Below are 19,505 nucleotides of genomic sequence, written 5' to 3'. Positions count from 1 at the left end.
CAAGACATGACTGAAACCCGCTTGAGCGTTGATATTTTTTCCGACATTGCCTGCCCGTGGTGCTTCATCGGCAAGCGCCGCTTCGAAACGGCACTGGCCGCCCTGCCCTTCGGCGAAAAGGTCGATGTGAAGTGGCATGCGTTCCAGCTGGATCCGTCGCTGCCCGAGCATTTCGAGGGCAGCGAAATCGATTACCTTTCCCAGGTAAAGGGAATGCCCAGCGAACAGGTGGTCGGCATGCTCGAGCACGTCACGACCCAGGCCGCCGGCGAGGGCCTAAAGTACGACTTCGATGCCCTACACGTTGCCAACTCATTCACCGCGCTGCGTCTGCTTGCCCTGGCCAAGGAACGCGGCCTCGGCAACGAGATGAAGGAAGCGCTGCTTTCGGCCCACTTTGAGCAGGGCGTCAACACCGGCAACAGCGATGCCCTGCAGGGCATCGCCGATACCGTGGGCCTGGACCCGGCGGAAACGGCCGAGGTGCTCGCCGGCGACAAGTATGCCGACTCGGTGCGGGCCGACGGCGTCCGCGCCCGCGAGCTGGGCGTCAGCGGCGTGCCGTTTTTCGTCCTGGACAACAAATACGGGATTTCCGGTGCCCAGCCCTCGGAGGTATTTGAGCAGGCGCTGAGCCAGGTCTGGAAGGAAATCGGCGGCGAGAACCTGCAGTTGCTCGGAACGCCGTCTGCCGACGGCGCGGTCTGCGGCCCCGAAGGCTGCAACTGACGCCTAGTTCTCCTTCGCATCCGTCGACGGTTCCGGCTTGGCCGGGGCCGTCGACGGTTTTGCGCCTGCCTTTGGCTTCGGCGGGGTGCAGCCGAGTTTTCCCGGCTTCTTGTTGACGGAGCCCTCCTTGACCAGGTCCTTGTACTTGGTGCCGATGACCACGTCCACGGTCTTCCCCGGGCGCTTTGCATCGTAGACATAGGTCAGGCCCTTGATGTGCCGCTGCAGCGTCATGGCCTGGGCGTAGCCATCGGGTCCGGAGGTCACCGCCCCGACCACCTGCACGTTGGACAGGTTTGCGTTGCCCACCTCGCCCACCTTGAATCCGTGTTTTTTCAGTTTCGTCGCGGTGGCCCCCGCCAGTCCGTAGATCTGGGTGGCGTTCAGGACGTTCACCGTCATCTTGCCCGGGTCGACGTAGTTGAATTTCCTGGTGGGGCATGCCTCGTTCACGGCAACGGGAGCCTCGGCAACCGGTTTGGGCTCAAGGGCGTCGATGACGAGGGTGCGCGTGTTGACCAGGTAGGCCAGGACAAGGGCGGCGGCCAGCATCAGGACCACGAAGATCAGGATGACGCCATGGCGGATGCGCCGTCGGCGCTTGATCCGGTCCTCCGTGGTGAACTCGGGGCTCGCCAACTCGTCTTCGGAGATGATGTGGTGCCCGTGCCAATCGTTCGGGTCCTTGCTGCGTGCCAACCTGTCCCCTAGTCTTCCAACACGAGCACACGTGCGTGCAGGATTGAACGCTGGTGCAGGGCCGTGCGGACGGCGCGGTGCAATCCGTCTTCCAGGTAGCGGGTACCCTTCCATTGCACAACGTGCGGGAAAAGGTCGCCGAAGAACGTCGAGTCCTCGGCGAGCAGTGCCGCAAGGTCCAGGGTGCTCTTGGTGGTCACCAGCTCGTCCAGTCGCACTTGCATGGGCGCGACGGAGGCCCAGTCCTTGGGAGTCACGTAACCGTGTTCCGGATATGGCCGGGAATCGCCGACAGATTTGAAGATCACTTGACCAGCTTAGGAAACTTCGAGCACCTATTGGGGCGATTGGCCGATATTTGTGCGCGTCGCGCCTCGGGTACGTGACCCTGGGGCCCGCGTCAAGGGGTAGGACGCATGGATTCACAGTACGGAACGTGAAGTAACTTTCGCTGTCACAAACCGGCCACCCGGGTGCATTCTTGAACCATGAGTACAGTTCTCACCACCGTTCCGGTCCTAGACATGTCTACCGCACGTCGCGCCGATGGCACTTTTGATGAAGACTTCATTACTGCATTGCGTGACGCGGCCCACCGTGTGGGCTTCTTCCAGATCACCGGCTTTGGCGCCGGCCCGGGCACGACACAGAACCTGCTCAAGACCCTGGCCGATTTCTTCGCCCTCCCCGTGGAACAGAAGCTGAAGCTGGACAACCGCACCTCGCCCCAGTTTCGCGGCTACACCCGGCTGGGGGCCGAAATCACCCGCGGCCGTGCCGACTCGCGCGAACAAATTGATTACGGACCCGAACGCGAGGTCCTCACCGACGTCCCCGCCGACGCGCCCTACCTGAACCTGCAGGGGCCGAACCAGTGGCCGGAGGATTTCCCGCGGCTGGAATCTGCGGCCATGGACTGGGCAAACCTGATGAACAAGGTGGGGGCCGAGCTGCTCTCGGCCCTGGCCGTGGGCCTGGGCCTCCCGGAGGAGTACTTCGATGAGCCGTTCGCGCAGAGCCCGGCGTGGATGGGCAAGCTCGTGCATTACGTCGGCGGCGGCATCGTCCCCGAGGCGGGCACCCAGGGCGTCGGTGCCCACGCGGACTACGGTTTCATCACCCTCCTGCTGCAGGATGCCGTGGGCGGCCTTGAGGTCAAGCCCTACGGCCAGGACGAGTGGATCTCCGTGGATCCGATCGAAGGCGCGCTCGTGGTCAACATCGGTGAAATGCTCGAGGTCGCGACCAACGGCTACCTGATGGCCACCATTCACCGGGTCATCGCTCCCCCGGCCGGCGTGGACCGCTACTCGGTGCCTTTCTTCTACTCGCCCCGCCTGGATTCGGTCATCGGCACCGTGCCGCTGCCGGAGAAACTCGCTGCCGATGCCCGCGGCGTCTCCGACGACCCGCACAACCCCATGTTGGCGTCCTACGGCGCCAACGTCCTGAAGGGCTGGCTGCGCGCCCACCCGCAAACCGCCAAGGCGCACTACCCAAATCTGGTGAAGTAGCGCGTCCGCCCACGGGGCGGGGTAGGGCGGTCCTGGGACCGTCTTGCCCGCCCCGTGGCATTTCGATGCTGATCAGGCAATCAGTCACTAAGCTGGTGTCCATGAGCGCCGCACGAACGGGCAACCAGCACCATGCAATTGGTAGGTTGTCGTCGTTATTCCCCCGCATCATCACCAAGGGAGTGCCATTTTCCCAGTTGCCCTTGCGTCGAAAGGTCGGGTGGTCGCAGGCGCCGATGCTCATCGCCGTGGCCACCGCATGCCTGCTGGCACTCGTCACTTCCCCGACGGAGATCTTCGGGGACCGGCTCTTCGTTGCCGGGGTGCTGCTGACGCTTCTCAACAGCGTTCTGGCGTGGACCATCCCGTGGAAGTCCATCGGGCCGGAGCAAACGTATCTGGTCATTCCGGCCTTGGGACTGATTTCGGCCACCTTGATGGCTACTGGCGCCTACCCGTGGCTCAACGGGGTGTCCCTGCTGATTGCCTTCCCGGTCTTTTGGTTTGCGTGGTCGGGTTTTGTCCCGCGGCTGACGCTCGTGCTCTCTTTCCTGGTGCCGCTGGCGGCCATCTGGCTGCAACTCTGGCACCGCGGCATCCCGTTCTCCCTGGACGCCATGGCCAAGCCCCTGCTAATCCCGCTGACCATTCTCGCCCTGGCCACGACCACCGTCATTGTCGAGCACAACTCCGCGCTGGCGGAACGACAGCTGCGAGCCACGCTGGCCACCAGCCGACGCCAAACCCGCCTCCTCAATGCGGTGCTGAACGCGGCCAACGTCGGCGTTGTGGTGGTGGACCGCGACGGCCACGACCTGTTCATGAACGATGTCCAGCGCTTCCAGCACCGCCACGCCACCCCGCCCGGAATCCCGGACCCCGATGAGTCCCAGCTTCTCGTTCGTGCCGTATCCGGAGCCTACGAGCCGATACCGGAATTGCTGGACCCCGAGTACCGGCCGGTCGTCCGTTCCATTCGCCAAGAGGAATTCACCGACGAGCTGTTTGCCCTGGGCCCGCTCGACGACCCGATGTACCTCTCGACCTCTGCCCGCTCGTTCTTTAACGAGGACGGTGAATACGACGGGGCCGTGACCATGTTCAAGAACATCACGCCGCTCATCGAAGCCTCAAAGACCAGGAACCGGTTCCTGGCCAACGTTAGCCATGAACTGCGCACTCCGCTGACCTCCATCCTCGGCTACCTCGAATTGCTCGAGGACGACCCGGGACTCACCGAGGACCAGCGGCAATCAATGGATGTCCTTTCCCGAAACACCGAGCGCCTGCTGCACATGGTCAACGATTTGCTCACCGCGGCGGCCGGCCAGCACCAGGTCAATATCGCCACCATCGACCTGGGCTCGGTTATCCACGGCCAGCTCCAATCCATGCGGCCGCGTGCAGCATCTGCCGGCATCGAGTTGATCGAGGGGAACATGTGCCACGAACCGGTGCTGGGCGATGCGCTGCGACTGGGCCAGGTGATCGACAACCTCGTCTCCAACGCCATCAAGTATTCCAGCGCCGGGGATTCCGTCACCGTGGACATGAACTGCAACAGCAAGGAAATCTCGGTGCGGGTGGCCGACACCGGGCGCGGCCTGTCCGCCACCGACGTGAAGGGCCTCTTCACCCGATTCTTCCGCTCGGAGGAGGCCCGACGTTCCGGGCTTCCGGGCGTCGGGCTTGGGTTGGCGATCAGCCATGAGCTAGTCGAGGCCCACGGCGGGCATATCGCGGTCGAAAGCGAACTGGGAGAGGGAACAACAATGACCGTCATCCTGCCGCGCAAGGATGCTGGCGGCGGCTCGAAGCCTTCCTCCCGGCGCCTCGGATTCCCGACAATGCATCCGGACTCGCGACGCTGACTGCTTGCGTTAAGGGCAAAGTGTGGGCTCCCGGTGCACCGGAAACCCACACTTTGCCTGGTTCGTCATGTCCACTCACGCCCCCATGAAGCGAGTGAAGAACCCTGTATTGGCATCCGGTCTGGCCGCCTCCCCTCGTCTCGTCGGCGGAGACTGGTGGATTCACTTACCGGATAACGAACACTATTCCCTGCCGACATCAATTTTCCATCCAATCGAAAACAATATTGGCGCAGACTATCCTCAAGATTCCGCGGCATTCCTTGAGGCTCCCTTGAGCATATTTGGGGCCGGATCGTGAGCTTCGCACGTCATGATGATGTTATGAAACTGGAGCCCGTTTCCCCTGACGCCGCAGTGTGCGCGCAAACCCTGGGAAAGCTGTGCTCGGAAGTCGGGCCGGAGTCCGTCAACGAATTCATCGCCCAGTTTCGTTCGCTATGGCCCACGCGTATCGCACGGCTCAGAAAGGCGCTCGCGTCCAATGACGCGGCAGGTGGCGAGGATGCGGCACTCTCCTTGAAATCGGCGGCGACCATGGCCGGCGCCCACGACCTGGCAGCGCTGTCCGTCCAGCTGCACTCGGCATTCCGGGGTGGCGACACAACTCTCCAAGGCGAATTTATTTGCCGCATTGAGCATGCCGGCAACTCAATCCTGATGGTGTTGACCGAACCCGGCTTCGCCGAGCATGCCCTGGGTGCCTACCGTCAGTCCGTCTAGCGCCTAGCCACCGATCGGTACCCCACGCCGCGCACTGTTTCTATCCAGCGCGGTTCCTGGACGGAATCCCCCAGCTTGCGCCGAAGGTTCCCCACGTGCACCTCCACGGACCGCTCGTCCGCCGCCGAGACGAAAGTCCCGGCGTCCGAGTCCTCATCCCGCAGCCGCCTGACCAATTCGGATTTGGTGCGAATGTGCCCGCGGGCTCCCAGGAGCAAATCAAGCAGGGTGAACTCGGTCGGCGTGAGGTTTACAGTGTCCCCGCCAACGTGGACCGAATACGTGGCAACATTCATCTCCAACCCATTCAGGGTGCGCACATGGTCGGTGTCGTCGGGGGCACCGGTTTCGGCGCCCGACGGGTTTTCGACCGGCACTGTACCCTGGTGAACCGTGGGGAGCGCCGTGCGCCTGCGCATGATCGCATCAACCCTGGCGCGAAGTTCGCGGGGGCGAAATGGCTTGGTGACATATTCGTCGGCGCCGGATTCCAGACCCAGAACAGTGTCGATCTCATCGGCCCTCGCCGTCAACATGAGGATGTGCGCATCCGAGATCGTGCGGATCCGGCGGGCGGTTTCGAATCCGTCAATGTCCGGCAAGCCGATGTCCAAGGTCACCAGATCGGGATCGTGGAACTCAACCATTTCCACACCCGAAACCCCGGAGTCCGTGGAGTGCACATCAAATCCTGATTGCTGCAGGACGACCTCGAGCAATCCTCGGATGTCGGCGTCATCCTCCACGACAACTGCGGTACGGGGTTTGGTCACCACATTCACCTCTTAAGCTGAGTCCAATCGGCGAATCAGGTGGCTCGCCAAGGGCATATTCGTTAGTCTAACGATTTTCCAGCTTATAGGCGCTGCTTAAACGAAATCGGCCTTGACGAGATTTCTCAAGTCAAGACCGATTCCGTATCCGCGGAGGATGGGGGATTTGAACCCCCGAGGGCGTGAACCCAACACGCGTTCCAGGCGTGCGCCATAGGCCGCTAGGCGAATCCTCCAGCTTGCTCCAAAGAGCAGGTTCCAGCATAGCGGACATTTTCGGTGACAACTAATCGATGCGTGAGGAGCGGATCGATTTAGCCATTCCGTGTCACTGAAGCACTCATCCGCACATCCCTGGGCCAGGGACGCCCCCGATTCACAGGCGGCACTTGACCCGGACCGCCCATGGCTTCGCCGGGCTGTACTTGATTATGGGAAAGTTCGCGGCTCATCAGAGCAATATGGGACCCGAGGGCGGTGGCGTGCCGCAGGCGGGGTTACGCTATTACGCCGGATTGGACGGTGCCTGGACGGCCTGCGTGGAGGGTTTTCTGGAGCGAAATCCACTCATGAGGGCCGTTACGAAGCTCACATCCTCCCAGTGTCCCCGGACCCCGGCGCAGGGACTTGGGCAGCTCCGTGAGCTCGGCCGGATCAGGGCCATGATCGACGGGCTGGAATCGACGCTGTTGGCAGACACCAGCGAAATGGTGCAGCGCGGAATGCCCACCCCGCTTTCGGAGGAAAACCCCACGCTCTTTGACTACAAACGCGAGATCGAGGAGCACGGCTATCCACTCTCCCGGGCGGACCAGGACTTGAACCGCTCCTCATTTGTCGCCGAGGCCGCCTTGGCCACCCGAACCTCCGAGCGCTCGGCGTTCAACCGCCTGACTATCGCCGAGGGCCTGCGGTACGTGCATGAGGAATCCCTCTTCGCCTTGTACGCCGGCAACATCACCTCACGAACCGCGGCCACACTCGTCAAACAGACTCGCGGCATCCCACGCGCGACCGCCCGGCAAATCGAGGCGAGCACGCTGCCCACGGCGACCTCGGCCTCCGATGCCTCGATGGCCTTGCGGATCAAGCGGGCACGGGAGCGACTACACCCCCAACCGGCCGCGGACCGCCGCACGCGGGCCGAAATGGGGCGTTCGCTGATGTGGTGGCCCGAAGAGGACGGGATGGCTGTGTTGCAGGCCTACCTGCCGGCCGAGGACGTGCTGTCGATCTACAACACCGTCTCGGCCCACGCCAACCTGCTGCTTGCCGGCGAACAGGAACGCCCCTTGGGCCAGTTGCGGGCCGATGTCTTCCGGGACTCATTGGTCGACGGCTGGCCGGGGCAAGTCAAGAGGAAGCCCCCGCTCTTTGTGGGGCTGACGATTCCGGCGCTGGAGCTACTGACAAACCCGGAACGCGGCGTTGCCAACCTCGAGGGATACGGCCCGATTCCGTTGGGGATTGCCTTGCGCCTTGCCGCCAAGGCGCCCTCCCTGAAGCCCATTCTCACCGATCCGTGGACGGGTTCGATCCTCGACCTGGGCCGCAGGCGATACAAGCCCTCGAAGGCATTGCGTGATTTTCTGCGGGTGCGTGACGAGCATTGCCGCTTTCCCGGCTGCCGGCGGGCCCCGGAGCTGTCCGAGTTCGACCACATCGACGACTGGGCGGCCGGCGGTGGGACGTCGGTGCAGAACGCGCAGCTACTGTGCAAGAGGCACCAGATCTACAAGCACGTGCTGGGCTGGCAGGCGGTCTACCTGGGCAACGGATCGCTGCAATGGCGCACTCCCCACGGGGTGACCCAGCTGGAATTGCCAGATGGGCTGCTTTACCCACGTCCGCTGGGGCCCAATCCGCCACCGGTCCAGTTGATGCTGCCGGGAACCTCGATCGACGCGCAGACCAAGAGGTTGCTGGGCTGGGACGATTCCGAAGGCGTCCCGGGGTTTCCGGACGATTCACCGAAGCCGTGATCCGGCTAGACGGGCGGACCAAGGGGCGCGGATTTCGGGCCAAGGCCCTACCTCGGGTAGACTACTTGTCGGCCCCTCATGTGGTGTCATCCTGTTGAACTCCCCCAGGACCGGAAGGTAGCAAGGGTAGATGGGCTCTGGCAGGTGCATGAGGGGCCTTTACTATTTGCCCGGGGATCGTTGACCCATTCACCTCGGATCCGGGAGTCGAAAGGGAGTATTCCATGGGTGCCGGTCGGTTCGCCCCAAGCCCCTCGGGGGACCTGCATCTGGGAAATCTGCGCACGGCGATCCTGGCTTGGCTCTTTGCCCGGTCCACCGAGCGGGCGTTCCTCATGCGGATTGAGGACCTTGACCGCGCACGTGCCGGCTCCGAGGAGCTCCAGCTTGCCGACCTCGCCGCCATCGGCCTCTCATGGGACGGCGACGTCGTAAGGCAAAGCGAACGATCCGGACACTACGCCGGCGCGCTTGACGAATTGCGGGCCCGTGAACTGCTCTATGAATGCTTCTGCACCCGGCGCGACATCGCCGAGGCTGCCAGCGCGCCGCACGCCGCCCCCGGGGCCTACCCCGGAACGTGCCGGGATCTCACCGAGGCCGAACGCGCCGCGAAGCGCGAACTGCGCCCCGCGGCGTTGCGGCTCCGGACCGAGGTGGGATCCTTCGCCGTCGCCGACCAGTTGCACGGCACATACACCGGGGCAGTTGACGACTTCGTGGTGCTCCGCAGCGACGGGGTTCCCGCATACAACCTGGCAGTGGTGGTCGACGACGGACTCCAGGGCATCGACCAGGTCGTCCGCGGCGACGATCTGCTCTCCTCTGCCCCGCGGCAGGCGTACCTGGCGCAACTGCTCGGTTACGGCATCCCGGGTTACGCCCATGTCCCGCTTGCCCTGAACTCGCACGGCAAGCGCCTGGCCAAGCGGGACGGCGCGGTCACACTGGCCCAACTTGCGGCCCTGGGCATCGACGCCGATGGGGCGCGCAGCATGATCCTGGCCTCGTTGGGACTGCCCACCGCCTCGCTGGACGCCGCACTGGATGCCTTTGAACCAACATCGCTGCCCACCGACCCGTGGGTATTCACAACTGATCCGAATGCGCTTGGCACCGGAAAAACGATAGGGTGGCCATCGTGAGTACAGCTCTTTACCGTCGCTACCGTCCAGACAATTTTGCGGACGTGATCGGGCAGGAACATGTCACCACACCGCTGATGACGGCCCTGGAAAAGAACAGGGTCAACCATGCCTACCTTTTCTCGGGTCCGCGCGGCTGTGGCAAGACCACATCCGCCCGCATCCTTGCCCGCTGCCTGAACTGTGCCCAGGGACCGACGCCGACCCCGTGCGGCACCTGCCCCAGCTGCATCGAACTGGCCAGCGGCGGCCCGGGTTCCCTTGACGTCATCGAGATTGACGCGGCTTCCCACGGCGGCGTCGACGACGCCCGCGACCTGCGAGAACGCGCGACCTTCGCACCGGTGCGCGACCGCTACAAGATCTTCATCATCGACGAGGCCCACATGGTCACCTCGGCCGGCTTCAACGCCCTGCTGAAGATCGTCGAAGAGCCGCCGGAGCACATCAAGTTCATCTTCGCGACGACCGAGCCGGACAAGGTCATCGGCACGATCCGCTCGCGCACCCACCACTACCCGTTCCGGCTGGTGCCGCCCGAGCCGCTGATCAAGTACCTCGAGTACCTGTGCACCGCCGAGGGCGTCGAGGTGGCACCCGGCGTGCTTTCCCTGGTCATCCGGGCCGGCGGCGGGTCCGTCCGCGATTCGCTGTCCGTGCTCGACCAGCTGATTGCAGGAGCGGGGCCCAACGGCCTGGACTACGAGCTGGCAGTTTCACTGCTCGGCTACACCCATGCCTCGCTGCTTGACGACGTGGTTGACGCCTTGGGCGCCGGCGACGCCGCAACGGTGTTCGCGGCGGTGGACCGCGTGGTGCAGACCGGGCACGACCCGAGACGATTCGTCGAGGACCTGCTTGAGCGCTTCCGCGACCTAATCATCGTGCGCGCGGTGCCCGAAAACGCCTCCCAGATCATTCGCGGCCTGCCCGAGGACCAGCTCCAGCGCATGCACGCCCAGGCAGCGGGGCTTGGCCAGGCCGAGCTCAGCCGCTGGGCGGACGTCACCAATGCCGGACTGACCGAGATGACCGGCGCCACGTCGCCGCGCCTGCACCTCGAGCTGCTCTGCGCCCGCTTGCTGCTTCCGGCATCCGATGCCACCGAGCGCGGGTTCAATGCGCGCATGGACCGGGTCGAGCGTCGTCTGGCCTATGCCGGCGGCGATCTTCCGCCGGCGCCGTCCGGCGACGGCGAATACGCACACGCCGGGGGTTCGCCGGGCGCCTCCGGATTCGAGGGTGAGAACGCCGGTCAAGGTGCGGCGGCAGTGCGCGAGGCGCTGCGTGCGGCCCGGGCCCAAAAGGAGGGCGGCACACCCGAGGCACCGTCCGCACCCGAAGCAGTGCCTGCCGCCTCGACGGTCCACGAGCCGGAGGCCGCCCAGGCATCCGAACCTGCACCGGAACCGGCCTTGGCCGGGCCCGATCTTGCCGAGGCATCCGTCCCGGCCGCCACAGCGCCGTCGACAGCCGTCGAGGAAACCCCCTCCGTGGAGGAATCCACCGGGCACTCCGCCGATTGGGGCGGCACCTGGGGCCCCGTTCCCGACGCCCCGGTCAACCCTGTCACCGAGCCGGTGTCCCCTGCCCAGGGCTCCCCGGTGCAGCCTCCGGCAAATGTTCCGCCGTTCAGCATCCTGCCCGATCGTGCCGCCGAAGCAGAGGTCGAGCCCGCCGCCCCCGCGACCGAGCCGGCACCGATCCAGCAGAACCAGGCCATGGCCGACTTCGCCAGGAAGGTCAAAGAGGAGCAGGCCGCCAAGGAGCGTGCTGCCGCCGAGCAGGCAGCTGCCCAACGCGCGGCGCAGGAAAAGGCGGAAGCCGAACAGCGCGCCGCCCAGGAACGCGCGGCGCAGGAACGTGCCGCAGCCGAACAGCAGGCCGCGCAACAGCAACAACAACAGGCCTCCGCCCGGCCGCAGCATGCGCAGCCATACGCCGCGCAGCAGCAGAACCAGCCACCGCAGCAGCAAGCCCCCGGCCAGCAAGGCCAGCAGCCACCGGTGCAAGCCCGGCAACAGGGGCAGACCCAGGGGCAGATGCCTCCGCAGCAGCAGGCACCACGCCAACAGCAACCACCGGAGGCACAGCTGCAGCAGGGCCAGGCTCCGTCGGCGCACTCCGGCGGCACCGGCTCGGTGGAAATGTTCCGCCGGGCATGGCCCGACATCCTGGAAGAACTGAAGAGCAACAAGAAGTTCGTCTGGATGATGGTCGCGCCAAATGCCTCGGTGACCGGGTTTGACGGCCGCACGTTGACCGTCAGCTTCGCGCACAGCGGCGCACTGACAGCGTTCACGGCGCGGCAGGAAAATGTGGCAATCCTGGGGCAGAGCATCAACAAGGTGCTCGGCGTGAACGTTGAGTTGGCCATCGCAGCGGGAGGTTCCGCACCGGCGGGTGGTTCTGGCCCAAAAGTTGATCGCCGGCCCGAGCCGGCGGTGACCAATGGTCCAGCTGAAACCGCACCACTGCAGCACACCGCCCCCTCCCCCTCCAGTGCGCCCGCTTCCACCCAACCCGGACACGGCAGCGCACCGCTTCCGGCGACCGTGACGGATGCGGCACCGCCTGCCTCCCGACCCGAACCGGTGGCACCGGCACCCCTGGCGGAACCGGCTGCGCCGCGGCCCGCCGCCCCAAGGCCCGTCGTCCACCAAGCCCCGCCGCAGGCGGCCGCGCAGCCCGCGGCCCCAAGACCCGCCGTTCGGCAGGAATCCGCGCGACCGCCGGCCGAAATCGTACGCAGGGAACCTGCGACGGAACCGCCGGTCCAGGTGCCGGCCCCGTCGGACGAGGATCCGGGCTTTGGACCGGAACCCACCTGGGATTCGGAGCCGTGGGACGACGGCGGCGGCGACTGGGATGCTTCCTCGGTCCCCGTGCCCGACTGGGAGGCCGACCTCGGCACCTCCACGGCGGAGCCTGCCCGCGACGCAGGCCCGGCGGCACCCGCCCCCGCGTCCGGCGAAGTCTCGCGCCCGGCCGCCCCGGCCCCGGCCGCCCCCAAGGGCTATGTGGCACCGGCGCCGTCGCTGGGCGCTGCCGATCGTCCGGTGGCCCCGCGCCCCGGCGCGTCGGCCGCAACCTGGGGGATGCCAGTTCCGGAACCCGTGGCCGAAACCGTCGAGGTGTCGGGCGCACCCGCCGGTCCCGTCGCCGGGGCCAACGGCGGAAAGCTCAGCCGCTACCAGCGGCTGATGAACCGTGCCGCGGGGATCACCGGCCAAGGTCCGTCACCCGTGCCCGCCCCCATCGCCACGGACCCGGCTGCCGGGGCGTGGGGCAACCCCGACGACGCCCCGGACTTCGCCCGCCCCCGCCCCGCCGCACCCGAGGAAAATTCGCGCGCCCCGGAACCGGCCAGGGCCGTAGAATTGGATGACACGGAGTTCGTCCCCAGCGACGACGACATCGCGATCGAGGATTCCTCGCTGATCGGGGTCCCCGCCATCGAACGCATCCTCAATGGCCGCATCATCGAGGAACGCGACGCCGCCGGCAACGTGATCGAGCGGCCCAACCGGCCCCGCTGACCGCCGGGCCCGGGCCCGGGCCCGGTATCTAGCGTGGGAGCGGGCGTGTAGTGTCTGGTGCACGCAAACATAGTTGCAGCGAACAGCAAGATTAGGCAGTGTGAATCCAAGTGTACGAAGGCGCAGTCCAGGAACTGATTGACGAGTTGGGAAGGCTTCCGGGCATCGGCCCCAAGTCTGCCCAGCGCATTGCCTTCCACATCCTCGAGGCGGATCCGGAGGACATGAAGCGCCTGGCCACGTCCATCTCCGTGGTCAAGGAGCGGGTGAAGTTCTGCACCGTGTGCTTCAACGTCTCCGAGTCGGAGACCTGCTCGATCTGCCGGGACGAGCGCCGCGGCGATGACATCATCTGCGTGGTCGAGGAGTCCAAGGACGTCATCGCCATCGAGCGCTCCCGCGCCTTCACCGGCAGGTACCACGTGCTGGGCGGGGCCATCAACCCGATCAACGGGATCGGCCCGGAGCAGCTGCACATCCGCGAGCTGATCGCCCGGCTGGGAGATGAGCGCATCACCGAGATCATCCTGGCCACCGACCCCAACCTGGAGGGCGAGGCGACGGCCACCTACCTGGTGCGCACGCTGCGCCCGCTGGGCATCAAGATCAGCCGGCTGGCCTCCGGGTTGCCGGTGGGCGGGGACCTCGAGTACGCCGACGAGGTCACCCTCGCCCGCGCCATCGAGGGCCGCCGCAACACCGCGCCGGCGGCCCCCGCCGCACCCCTGGTGCGCACCGCGCTCCCGGCCCAGGAACCGGTGTCGGCCTCCTAGCCGCGCAGGCGCTCCATCTTCGGATCGAAGAGCGGATCGGCGGCCACCGTCGCGGGAATCCTGCGGCCAAAGTACTCGATCTCCACTTGGTCGCCCTCCACCGTGGAGGCCGGCAGCCAGGCGTAGGCCAGCGGGGTGCGCACCGTGTAGCCGTAGGCCGCCGACGTCACGTAGCCGGCCGGGGCGCCGTCGAGGTACACCGGTTCCTTGCCCAGCACCATTGACTTCCCGTCGTTGACGGTCAGGCAGCGCAGGGCGCGCGTCGAGGGCTTGTTGCGCAGCACGTCCACCGCCTCGGCACCCACAAAGCCCGTCTTGTCCTTGGCGATGGAGAAGCCCAGGCCCGATTCGAACGGGTGGTGCTCCGGGGTCACGTCGGTGCCCCAGAGCCGGTAGCCCTTCTCCAGGCGCAGGGAGTTGAAGGCCCCGCGCCCGGCGGCGATGATCCCGTGCTCCTCACCGGCCGCGAAGAGCACGTCCCAGAGCCGCTGCCCGGTCTCGGCGCTGGCGTAGAGTTCCCAGCCGAGCTCGCCCACGTAGGACAGGCGCATCGCGGTGACCGGGATCCCGCCGATGACCACCTCCTTGCTGCGGAAGTACCTCAGCGACTCGTTGGAGAAGTCGTCCTCGCTGACCTTGGCCATGACCTCGCGGGCCAGCGGCCCCCACAGCCCGATGCAGCAGGTGGACCCGGTGATGTCCGCGACGTGCGCCCACCTCGCCGGGTCTTGTGCCGCCTGCCGGCGCGCTTCCACGGTGAAGTAGTCGAGGTCGATGTTGCCGTTCACGCCCAGCTGGAAGCGGTCCTCCCCCAGCCGCGCAATCGTCACGTCCGAGCGGATCCCGCCGTCGGCGTTCAGCAGCAGGCAGTACGTGACGGCGCCGGGCTTCTTGGCGATGTTTCCGGTGCTCAGCCGCTGCAGCAGCGACAGGGCCCCGGGGCCGGTGATTTCCAGGCGCTTGAGCGGGGTCATGTCGTACATGGCCACCGCGGTGCGGGTCCGGTGGGCCTCCGCCGCGGAAATCTCGGAGTGGAACTGGTTTGACCAGGCGTCGCGCTCCGGGGAACGCCATTGGTCGGGCAGCGACTGGAGCAGGTGCCGGTTGGCCTCGAAGAAGTGCGGACGCTCCCAGCCAGCGGATTCCAGGTAGAAGGCGCCCAGCTCGTCCTGCCGCGCCCGGAACGGGGAGGATCGCACGTCGCGCGGGGAAGTCCGCGGTTCCAGCGGGTGGCGGATGTCGTAGATCTCCACGAAGTTCTGCTGGGAGGTTTCGCTGACGTATTCCCTCGTGGTCTGCACCGCCTCGAAGCGGGTCACCTCGCCCTCGTGCAGCGAGATCGAGGACTGCCCGTCGATGAGCAGCTCGGCCACGGCCCGCGCGATGCCCGCCGAGTGGGTCACCCAGACGGCCTCGGCCAGGTAGAAGCCCTCCAGCTGCGGGGCCGCGCCCACCAGCGGGCCGCCGTCGGGGGTGAACGAGAAGATGCCGTTGAAGCCGTCCTCGATCGACCGCTCCCCCAACGCCGGAAGCAGCGCCTTCGAGTCCTCCCAGGAGGGCAGGAAGTCCCCTTCGGTGAAGTCAAGGCGCGAGGGCATCTCGTGCTCGCTCATCCGATCCGCCGGCACCTTGGCCAGCGTGTCGAGCTCCACGGGCATCGGGCGGTGGGCGTAGGAGCCGATGCCGATCCGCTCGCCGTGCTCGCGGTAGTACAGGTCCTTGTCCTGGTGGCGCAGGATCGGCAGGGAGGCGCCGTTGGGCGCCGGGTTGTGCCCGGCCAGCTCCGGCAGCGCGTCGGTGGTGACGTATTGGTGGGCCAGCGGCAGCAGCGGCACGCGCATCCCGATCATGTCCCCGATGGCGGGGCCCCAGAACCCGGCGCAGGAGACCACGATATCCGCCTCGATGACCGTGTCGTCCCCGATCCGCACCCCGGTGACCTTGCCGGCATCCTGCTCGATCCCGGTCACCGTCGTGTCCCCGAGGAACCGCACCCCGGCGGCGGTCGACTTCTCGATGAGCAGCTGCACGGCCCGCGCAGCGGACGCCAGTCCGTCGGAGGGAACCAGGAAGCCGCCCAGCACCGCATCCTCGTCCAGCAACGGGTAGAGCCGCTTGCATTCGGCGGCATCGACCAATCGCGACTCGAGTCCCCACGAGGTGGCGAATCCGTGGCGGCGCTTGAGCTCCTCCAGGCGTTCGGGGGTCGTGGCGATTTCCAGCCCGCCGACCTGGTTGAAGCAGGAGGTGCCGTCCTTCTGCAGGGAAAGCAGCTTTTCGACGGTGTAGCCGGCGAACTCGGTCATCGACTTCGAGGCGTTGGTCTGGAAGACCAGGCCCGGGGCGTGCGAGGTGGAGCCGCCGGCCAGGTGCAGGGGCCCCTGCTCGATGACGGTGGTGTTTGCCCAGCCGCGGGTCGCCAGCTCGTCGGCAAGGTTCGCGCCGACGATGCCGGCCCCGATGATGACGACGCGGGGTGCTTGGTTCATGGAAATGCTCCTTTTCGGGGGGTGTTTAGCGGAAGACGACGGTGCGGGTGTTGTTGAGCAGGATGCGGTGCTGGCAATGCCAGGTGATGGCACGGGCCAGTGCCTGGGCCTCGGCGTCGCGCCCGATCCGTGCCAGCGCGTCTGCGTCCGGGACGTGGTCGACCCGGAACACCTCCTGTTCGATGATCGGGCCCTCGTCGAGGGACTCGGTGACGTAGTGCGCGGTGGCCCCCACCATCTTCACGCCGCGGGCGTATGCCTGGTGGTAGGGCTTGGCGCCCTTGAAACCGGGCAGGAAGGAGTGGTGGATGTTGATGGCCCGTCCGTGCAGCGCGGCGGTCAGCTCGTTGGAGAGGACCTGCATGTAGCGGGCGAGCACCACCACGTCCGCCCGGTGGTCGGCGATGACGTCCTGGAGCCGGGCCTCGGCGGCGGGCTTGGTGTCGGCGGTGACCGGGATGTGGGTGAAGGGCAGACCGGCGGCCTCGGCCATGGGACGCAGGTCCTCGTGGTTGGACACGACGCCGACCAGTTCGGCACCGAGCGTGCCGGTCCGCCAGCGGTAGATCAGGTCGTTGAGGCAGTGCCCGAACTTCGAGACCATGACCAGCACCCGCTGGGCGCGCCCGTCGTGGAATGCGAAGTCCATGTCGAACTGCCCCGCCAGCTCCCCGAATGCCGCTTCCAGTTCCCCGGCGGTGACGTCCGGGTCCCCTCCGGCCAGCGCGGTGCGCAGGAAGAGCCTGCCTCCGACATGGTCGTCGAATTGCTGGTGCTCGGCGATGTCAAAGCCGGCATCGTCGAGGAATCCGGTCACGGCCCGCACGATGCCGGGCTTGTCGGGGCAGGAGAGGGTGAGGACGAAGCGGACGCTGCGCGGGTGCGTGGCATCGACGGTCACTGGCTGCTCGTGGGTCATGGTGGTCACGGTGTTTGCTCCCTTGGCTCGCTGAAAGGTGGATTGAGATGGGTTGGTGGTGATGTGTGCCTCGCGGAAGAGTGTCACGAGTCGGCGCCCCGGCCCGGACACTGGTCCCCGGAGGCACACGCGTCGGTGCAGTCGTGCCTGGTGACCAGCTCGAATGGCACCCCGCCGTGTTCGTCAACTCCGCTGCGGATGGCCCTCTCGACCACCGAGTCGGCCAGCTTCTTGCGCAGTGCCAGCGGGTCGCGGCGCAGGTCCTTGACCAGGGCGATGCACAGGATGAACATGACGACGGCGAAGGGAAGCGCGGAGACGATCGTGATGTTCTTCAGTCCGTTCAGCGCCTCCCCGGGGTCGTCCCCGCCGGCCAGCAGCATGATGGCTGCAACCGCACCCGTGAGGACTCCCCAGAACACGATCACGCGCTTGGAGGGTTCCAGGCGCCCGTTGGTGCTCAGCGAGCCCATCACGATCGAGGCGGAGTCGGCCCCGGTGACAAAGAAGATGCCGACCAGGACCATGGCCAGGATGGCGATGGCCAGGGTGACGCCCGGGGATGCGCCCAGGTGGTGGATCAGGTCGAACATGGCGCCCTCGAAATCGATGGAGGGTTCCCCGTCGACCATGTCCACCATCGAGCCGGTGGCACCGTTGGAGGCCTCGGCCTTGAGCTGGACGTCGAAGGCGGCACCGCCGAAGATCGAAAACCAGATGACGGAGACCAAGGACGGGACCAGCAGCACGCCGGTGACGAACTGGCGGATGGTACGTCCGCGGCTGATCCGGGCGATGAACATGCCCACAAACGGGGCCCAGGAAACCCACCAGGCCCAGTAGAAGATGGTCCAGCCCGACATCCACTCGCGCACCGCTTCATCGCCGGCTGACTCGGTGCGCGAGGCCATGGAGGGCAGGTCGCGGACGAAGTCGCCGATGGCCGAGGGAACCAGGTTCAGGATCAGCAAGGTCGGACCCAGCACGAAGACAAGCACCGCCAGCAGCAGGGCCAGAACCATGTTGATGTTGGAAAGCCATTGGATTCCGCGGGAGATCCCCGAGACGGCAGAGATCACGAAGCAGGCAGTCAGCACCGCGATGACGCCGACCAGCACCGGCGAGGCGACATGGCCGACCCAGCCGTTGAATTCGATGCCGCTGGCGATTTGCATGGCTCCAAGCCCCAGCGAGGCGGCGGTGCCGAAGAGCGTGGCGAAGATCGCCAGGATGTTCACGATCTTGCCTGCGGGTCCCTCGACGCGCGGGCCGAACAACGAGGTGAAGGCGGAGGAGATCAGCTGCCGGCGCCCCAGCCGGAAAGTCGAGTAGGCCATCGCGATGCCGACCACCGCAAACATCGCCCAGGGGTGGATGCTCCAGTGGAAGATGGACGTCGCCATCGCCGTCTGGATGGCCTCCGGTGTGCTCCCTTCGACGGTTCCCGGCGGCGGCGAAACATAGTGGTAAAGGGGTTCGGCCACCCCGTAGAAAACGAGTCCGATGCCCATGCCGGCGCTGAACATCATGGAGATCCAGGAGACGGTGCGGAACTCGGGCTTTTCCCCGTCGCGCCCCAGCGGGATGTTTCCGAACCGGCCCAGGGCCAGCCAGAGGACAAAGACCACGAAGAACGAGGCCAGCGAGACGAAGAACCACCCGGTGTTCTCGGTGACCCAGGAGAGCGCCACGTTGGAGGCCGCCGAGAGCGAAGCGGTGTTGGCCAGACCCCAGACCACGAACCCCAAGGCGAAGGCCCCGGCAACGCCGAAAGTGACCTTGTCCAGCCCCTCGGGCAGGCGTGCGATCATCCGGGTGGATTTCCGCTCCGACTCGCTGTCCTTCAGCTCCTGCAGGATCGCGGTGTCGTCCGGTGGCTGGTGCAATGCGTCAGGGTCCTCGGCCAGGTAGGTATCCGGCCCCTCCGGTTCTTCGGACAGGGTTTCGTCGGTGTTCACTGCCATGGGGTAGTCCTTTGCCTGGGGGATGCGAATCGTCAGTGGAGCCAGGTGGTGCCGTGGGCCGAGGCGGTGTGCCCCTTGCCGGACGCTATCCGGGGCGGAAGCTGCGCGAGGGAAAGATCCGGCGCCGAGGGCGGATGTCGGGCACTCCCGGCCGCATCCTCGACTTCGAGTCGAACAACGGGAACAGGGCATTCGCGGATGCGCTATCCGGGCGAAGGCCGTCGGCAGGGACCGCATGGCTCAAGGTGCAGGCTTCATGCATCGCGCGTCCATCCCCGTTCGGTGGTTTGTCAGGTGGTCCAGATGACGAAGAGTGTCTCGCAATGATCAACAGACTGCGTCCTGAGCAACAACAGTGGCGCATCTCACTTTGTAAAGTCAAGGG

14 protein-coding genes, 1 tRNA gene and 1 other RNA gene are annotated in these 19,505 nt (G+C 66.1%); 9 read left to right on the top strand and 7 right to left on the bottom strand.

Annotated features, from left to right (window positions below):
- The first annotated feature begins 21 nt into the window (after positions 1-21).
- The gene (locus AC6CHY_RS10545; protein WP_498226676.1) at positions 22-729 is read left to right on the top strand and encodes a DsbA family oxidoreductase; all 708 of its coding nucleotides are present in this window, start codon (positions 22-24) and stop codon (positions 727-729) included.
- A 3-nt stretch (positions 730-732) separates the two neighbouring features.
- Here the strand turns inward: AC6CHY_RS10545 and AC6CHY_RS10540 are convergent, their stop codons facing one another.
- Positions 733-1,428: a LytR C-terminal domain-containing protein gene (locus AC6CHY_RS10540; protein ID WP_498226675.1), complete on the bottom strand. Its 696-nt coding sequence runs from the start codon at positions 1,426-1,428 to the stop codon at positions 733-735.
- 8 nt (positions 1,429-1,436) lie between these two features.
- Positions 1,437-1,736 (bottom strand): type II toxin-antitoxin system VapB family antitoxin, encoded by a 300-nt coding sequence (locus AC6CHY_RS10535; RefSeq protein ID WP_217388812.1) that lies wholly within the window; start codon positions 1,734-1,736, stop codon positions 1,437-1,439.
- A gap of 180 nt (positions 1,737-1,916) precedes the next feature.
- Between AC6CHY_RS10535 and AC6CHY_RS10530 the strand changes: the two genes are divergently transcribed.
- From AC6CHY_RS10530 to AC6CHY_RS10520, 3 genes are all read left to right on the top strand, one after another.
- On the top strand, positions 1,917-2,942 hold the full coding sequence (locus AC6CHY_RS10530; protein ID WP_217388813.1) for an isopenicillin N synthase family dioxygenase: 1,026 nt from the start codon (positions 1,917-1,919) through the stop codon (positions 2,940-2,942).
- A 101-nt stretch (positions 2,943-3,043) separates the two neighbouring features.
- Positions 3,044-4,813 carry a sensor histidine kinase gene (locus AC6CHY_RS10525; protein ID WP_498226674.1) on the top strand — a complete coding sequence of 590 codons (1,770 nt, stop codon included), beginning with the start codon at positions 3,044-3,046 and terminating at the stop codon, positions 4,811-4,813.
- A gap of 324 nt (positions 4,814-5,137) precedes the next feature.
- On the top strand, positions 5,138-5,536 hold the full coding sequence (locus tag AC6CHY_RS10520) for an Hpt domain-containing protein (protein WP_498226673.1): 399 nt from the start codon (positions 5,138-5,140) through the stop codon (positions 5,534-5,536).
- On the opposite strand, the gene AC6CHY_RS10515 is transcribed toward AC6CHY_RS10520, so the two are convergent.
- Together AC6CHY_RS10515 and AC6CHY_RS10510 are read right to left on the bottom strand one after the other, a co-directional pair.
- Positions 5,533-6,309: a response regulator transcription factor gene (locus AC6CHY_RS10515; protein WP_498226672.1), complete on the bottom strand. Its 777-nt coding sequence runs from the start codon at positions 6,307-6,309 to the stop codon at positions 5,533-5,535. The two genes, AC6CHY_RS10520 and AC6CHY_RS10515, sit on opposite strands and share 4 nt — an antisense overlap.
- A 151-nt stretch (positions 6,310-6,460) precedes the next feature.
- Positions 6,461-6,545: transfer RNA gene (locus AC6CHY_RS10510), tRNA-Ser, on the bottom strand.
- A 333-nt stretch (positions 6,546-6,878) separates the two neighbouring features.
- On the opposite strand from AC6CHY_RS10510, the gene AC6CHY_RS10505 reads away from it, so the two are divergent.
- The 5 genes from AC6CHY_RS10505 to recR all read left to right on the top strand — a co-directional run bounded on the left by AC6CHY_RS10505 (position 6,879) and on the right by recR (position 13,748).
- Complete coding sequence (locus tag AC6CHY_RS10505; RefSeq protein ID WP_498226671.1) at positions 6,879-8,291, top strand: HNH endonuclease signature motif containing protein; 1,413 nt, start codon at positions 6,879-6,881, stop codon at positions 8,289-8,291.
- A 67-nt stretch (positions 8,292-8,358) separates the two neighbouring features.
- Positions 8,359-8,455: signal recognition particle sRNA small type (gene ffs / locus AC6CHY_RS10500), an RNA gene on the top strand.
- 60 nt (positions 8,456-8,515) lie between these two features.
- Positions 8,516-9,436 carry a tRNA glutamyl-Q(34) synthetase GluQRS gene (gluQRS, locus tag AC6CHY_RS10495; RefSeq protein ID WP_498226670.1) on the top strand — a complete coding sequence of 307 codons (921 nt, stop codon included), beginning with the start codon at positions 8,516-8,518 and terminating at the stop codon, positions 9,434-9,436.
- Positions 9,433-12,975, top strand: coding sequence for a DNA polymerase III subunit gamma and tau (locus AC6CHY_RS10490; RefSeq protein ID WP_498226669.1), 3,543 nt, complete (start codon positions 9,433-9,435; stop codon positions 12,973-12,975). Before gluQRS ends, AC6CHY_RS10490 begins: the two co-directional genes overlap by 4 nt.
- A 110-nt stretch (positions 12,976-13,085) precedes the next feature.
- Positions 13,086-13,748 carry a recombination mediator RecR gene (recR, locus tag AC6CHY_RS10485; RefSeq protein ID WP_264269865.1) on the top strand — a complete coding sequence of 221 codons (663 nt, stop codon included), beginning with the start codon at positions 13,086-13,088 and terminating at the stop codon, positions 13,746-13,748.
- Here recR and AC6CHY_RS10480 read toward each other — a convergent pair.
- The 3 genes from AC6CHY_RS10480 to AC6CHY_RS10470 all read right to left on the bottom strand — a co-directional run bounded on the left by AC6CHY_RS10480 (position 13,745) and on the right by AC6CHY_RS10470 (position 19,120).
- The gene (locus AC6CHY_RS10480) at positions 13,745-16,237 is read right to left on the bottom strand and encodes a GcvT family protein (RefSeq protein WP_498226668.1); all 2,493 of its coding nucleotides are present in this window, start codon (positions 16,235-16,237) and stop codon (positions 13,745-13,747) included. The two genes, recR and AC6CHY_RS10480, sit on opposite strands and share 4 nt — an antisense overlap.
- Positions 16,238-16,262: 25 nt before the next feature.
- A complete protein-coding gene (gene purU / locus AC6CHY_RS10475) occupies positions 16,263-17,156 on the bottom strand; it encodes a formyltetrahydrofolate deformylase (protein WP_498226752.1) in 894 nt (297 codons plus the stop codon).
- An 83-nt stretch (positions 17,157-17,239) separates the two neighbouring features.
- Positions 17,240-19,120, bottom strand: coding sequence for a BCCT family transporter (locus AC6CHY_RS10470; protein ID WP_498226667.1), 1,881 nt, complete (start codon positions 19,118-19,120; stop codon positions 17,240-17,242).
- Positions 19,121-19,505 lie beyond the last annotated feature (385 nt).

It is taken from the genome of Paeniglutamicibacter sp. GQ140 (genome assembly GCF_059759235.1).
This window is presented reverse-complemented; position numbering and strand designations above follow the sequence as displayed.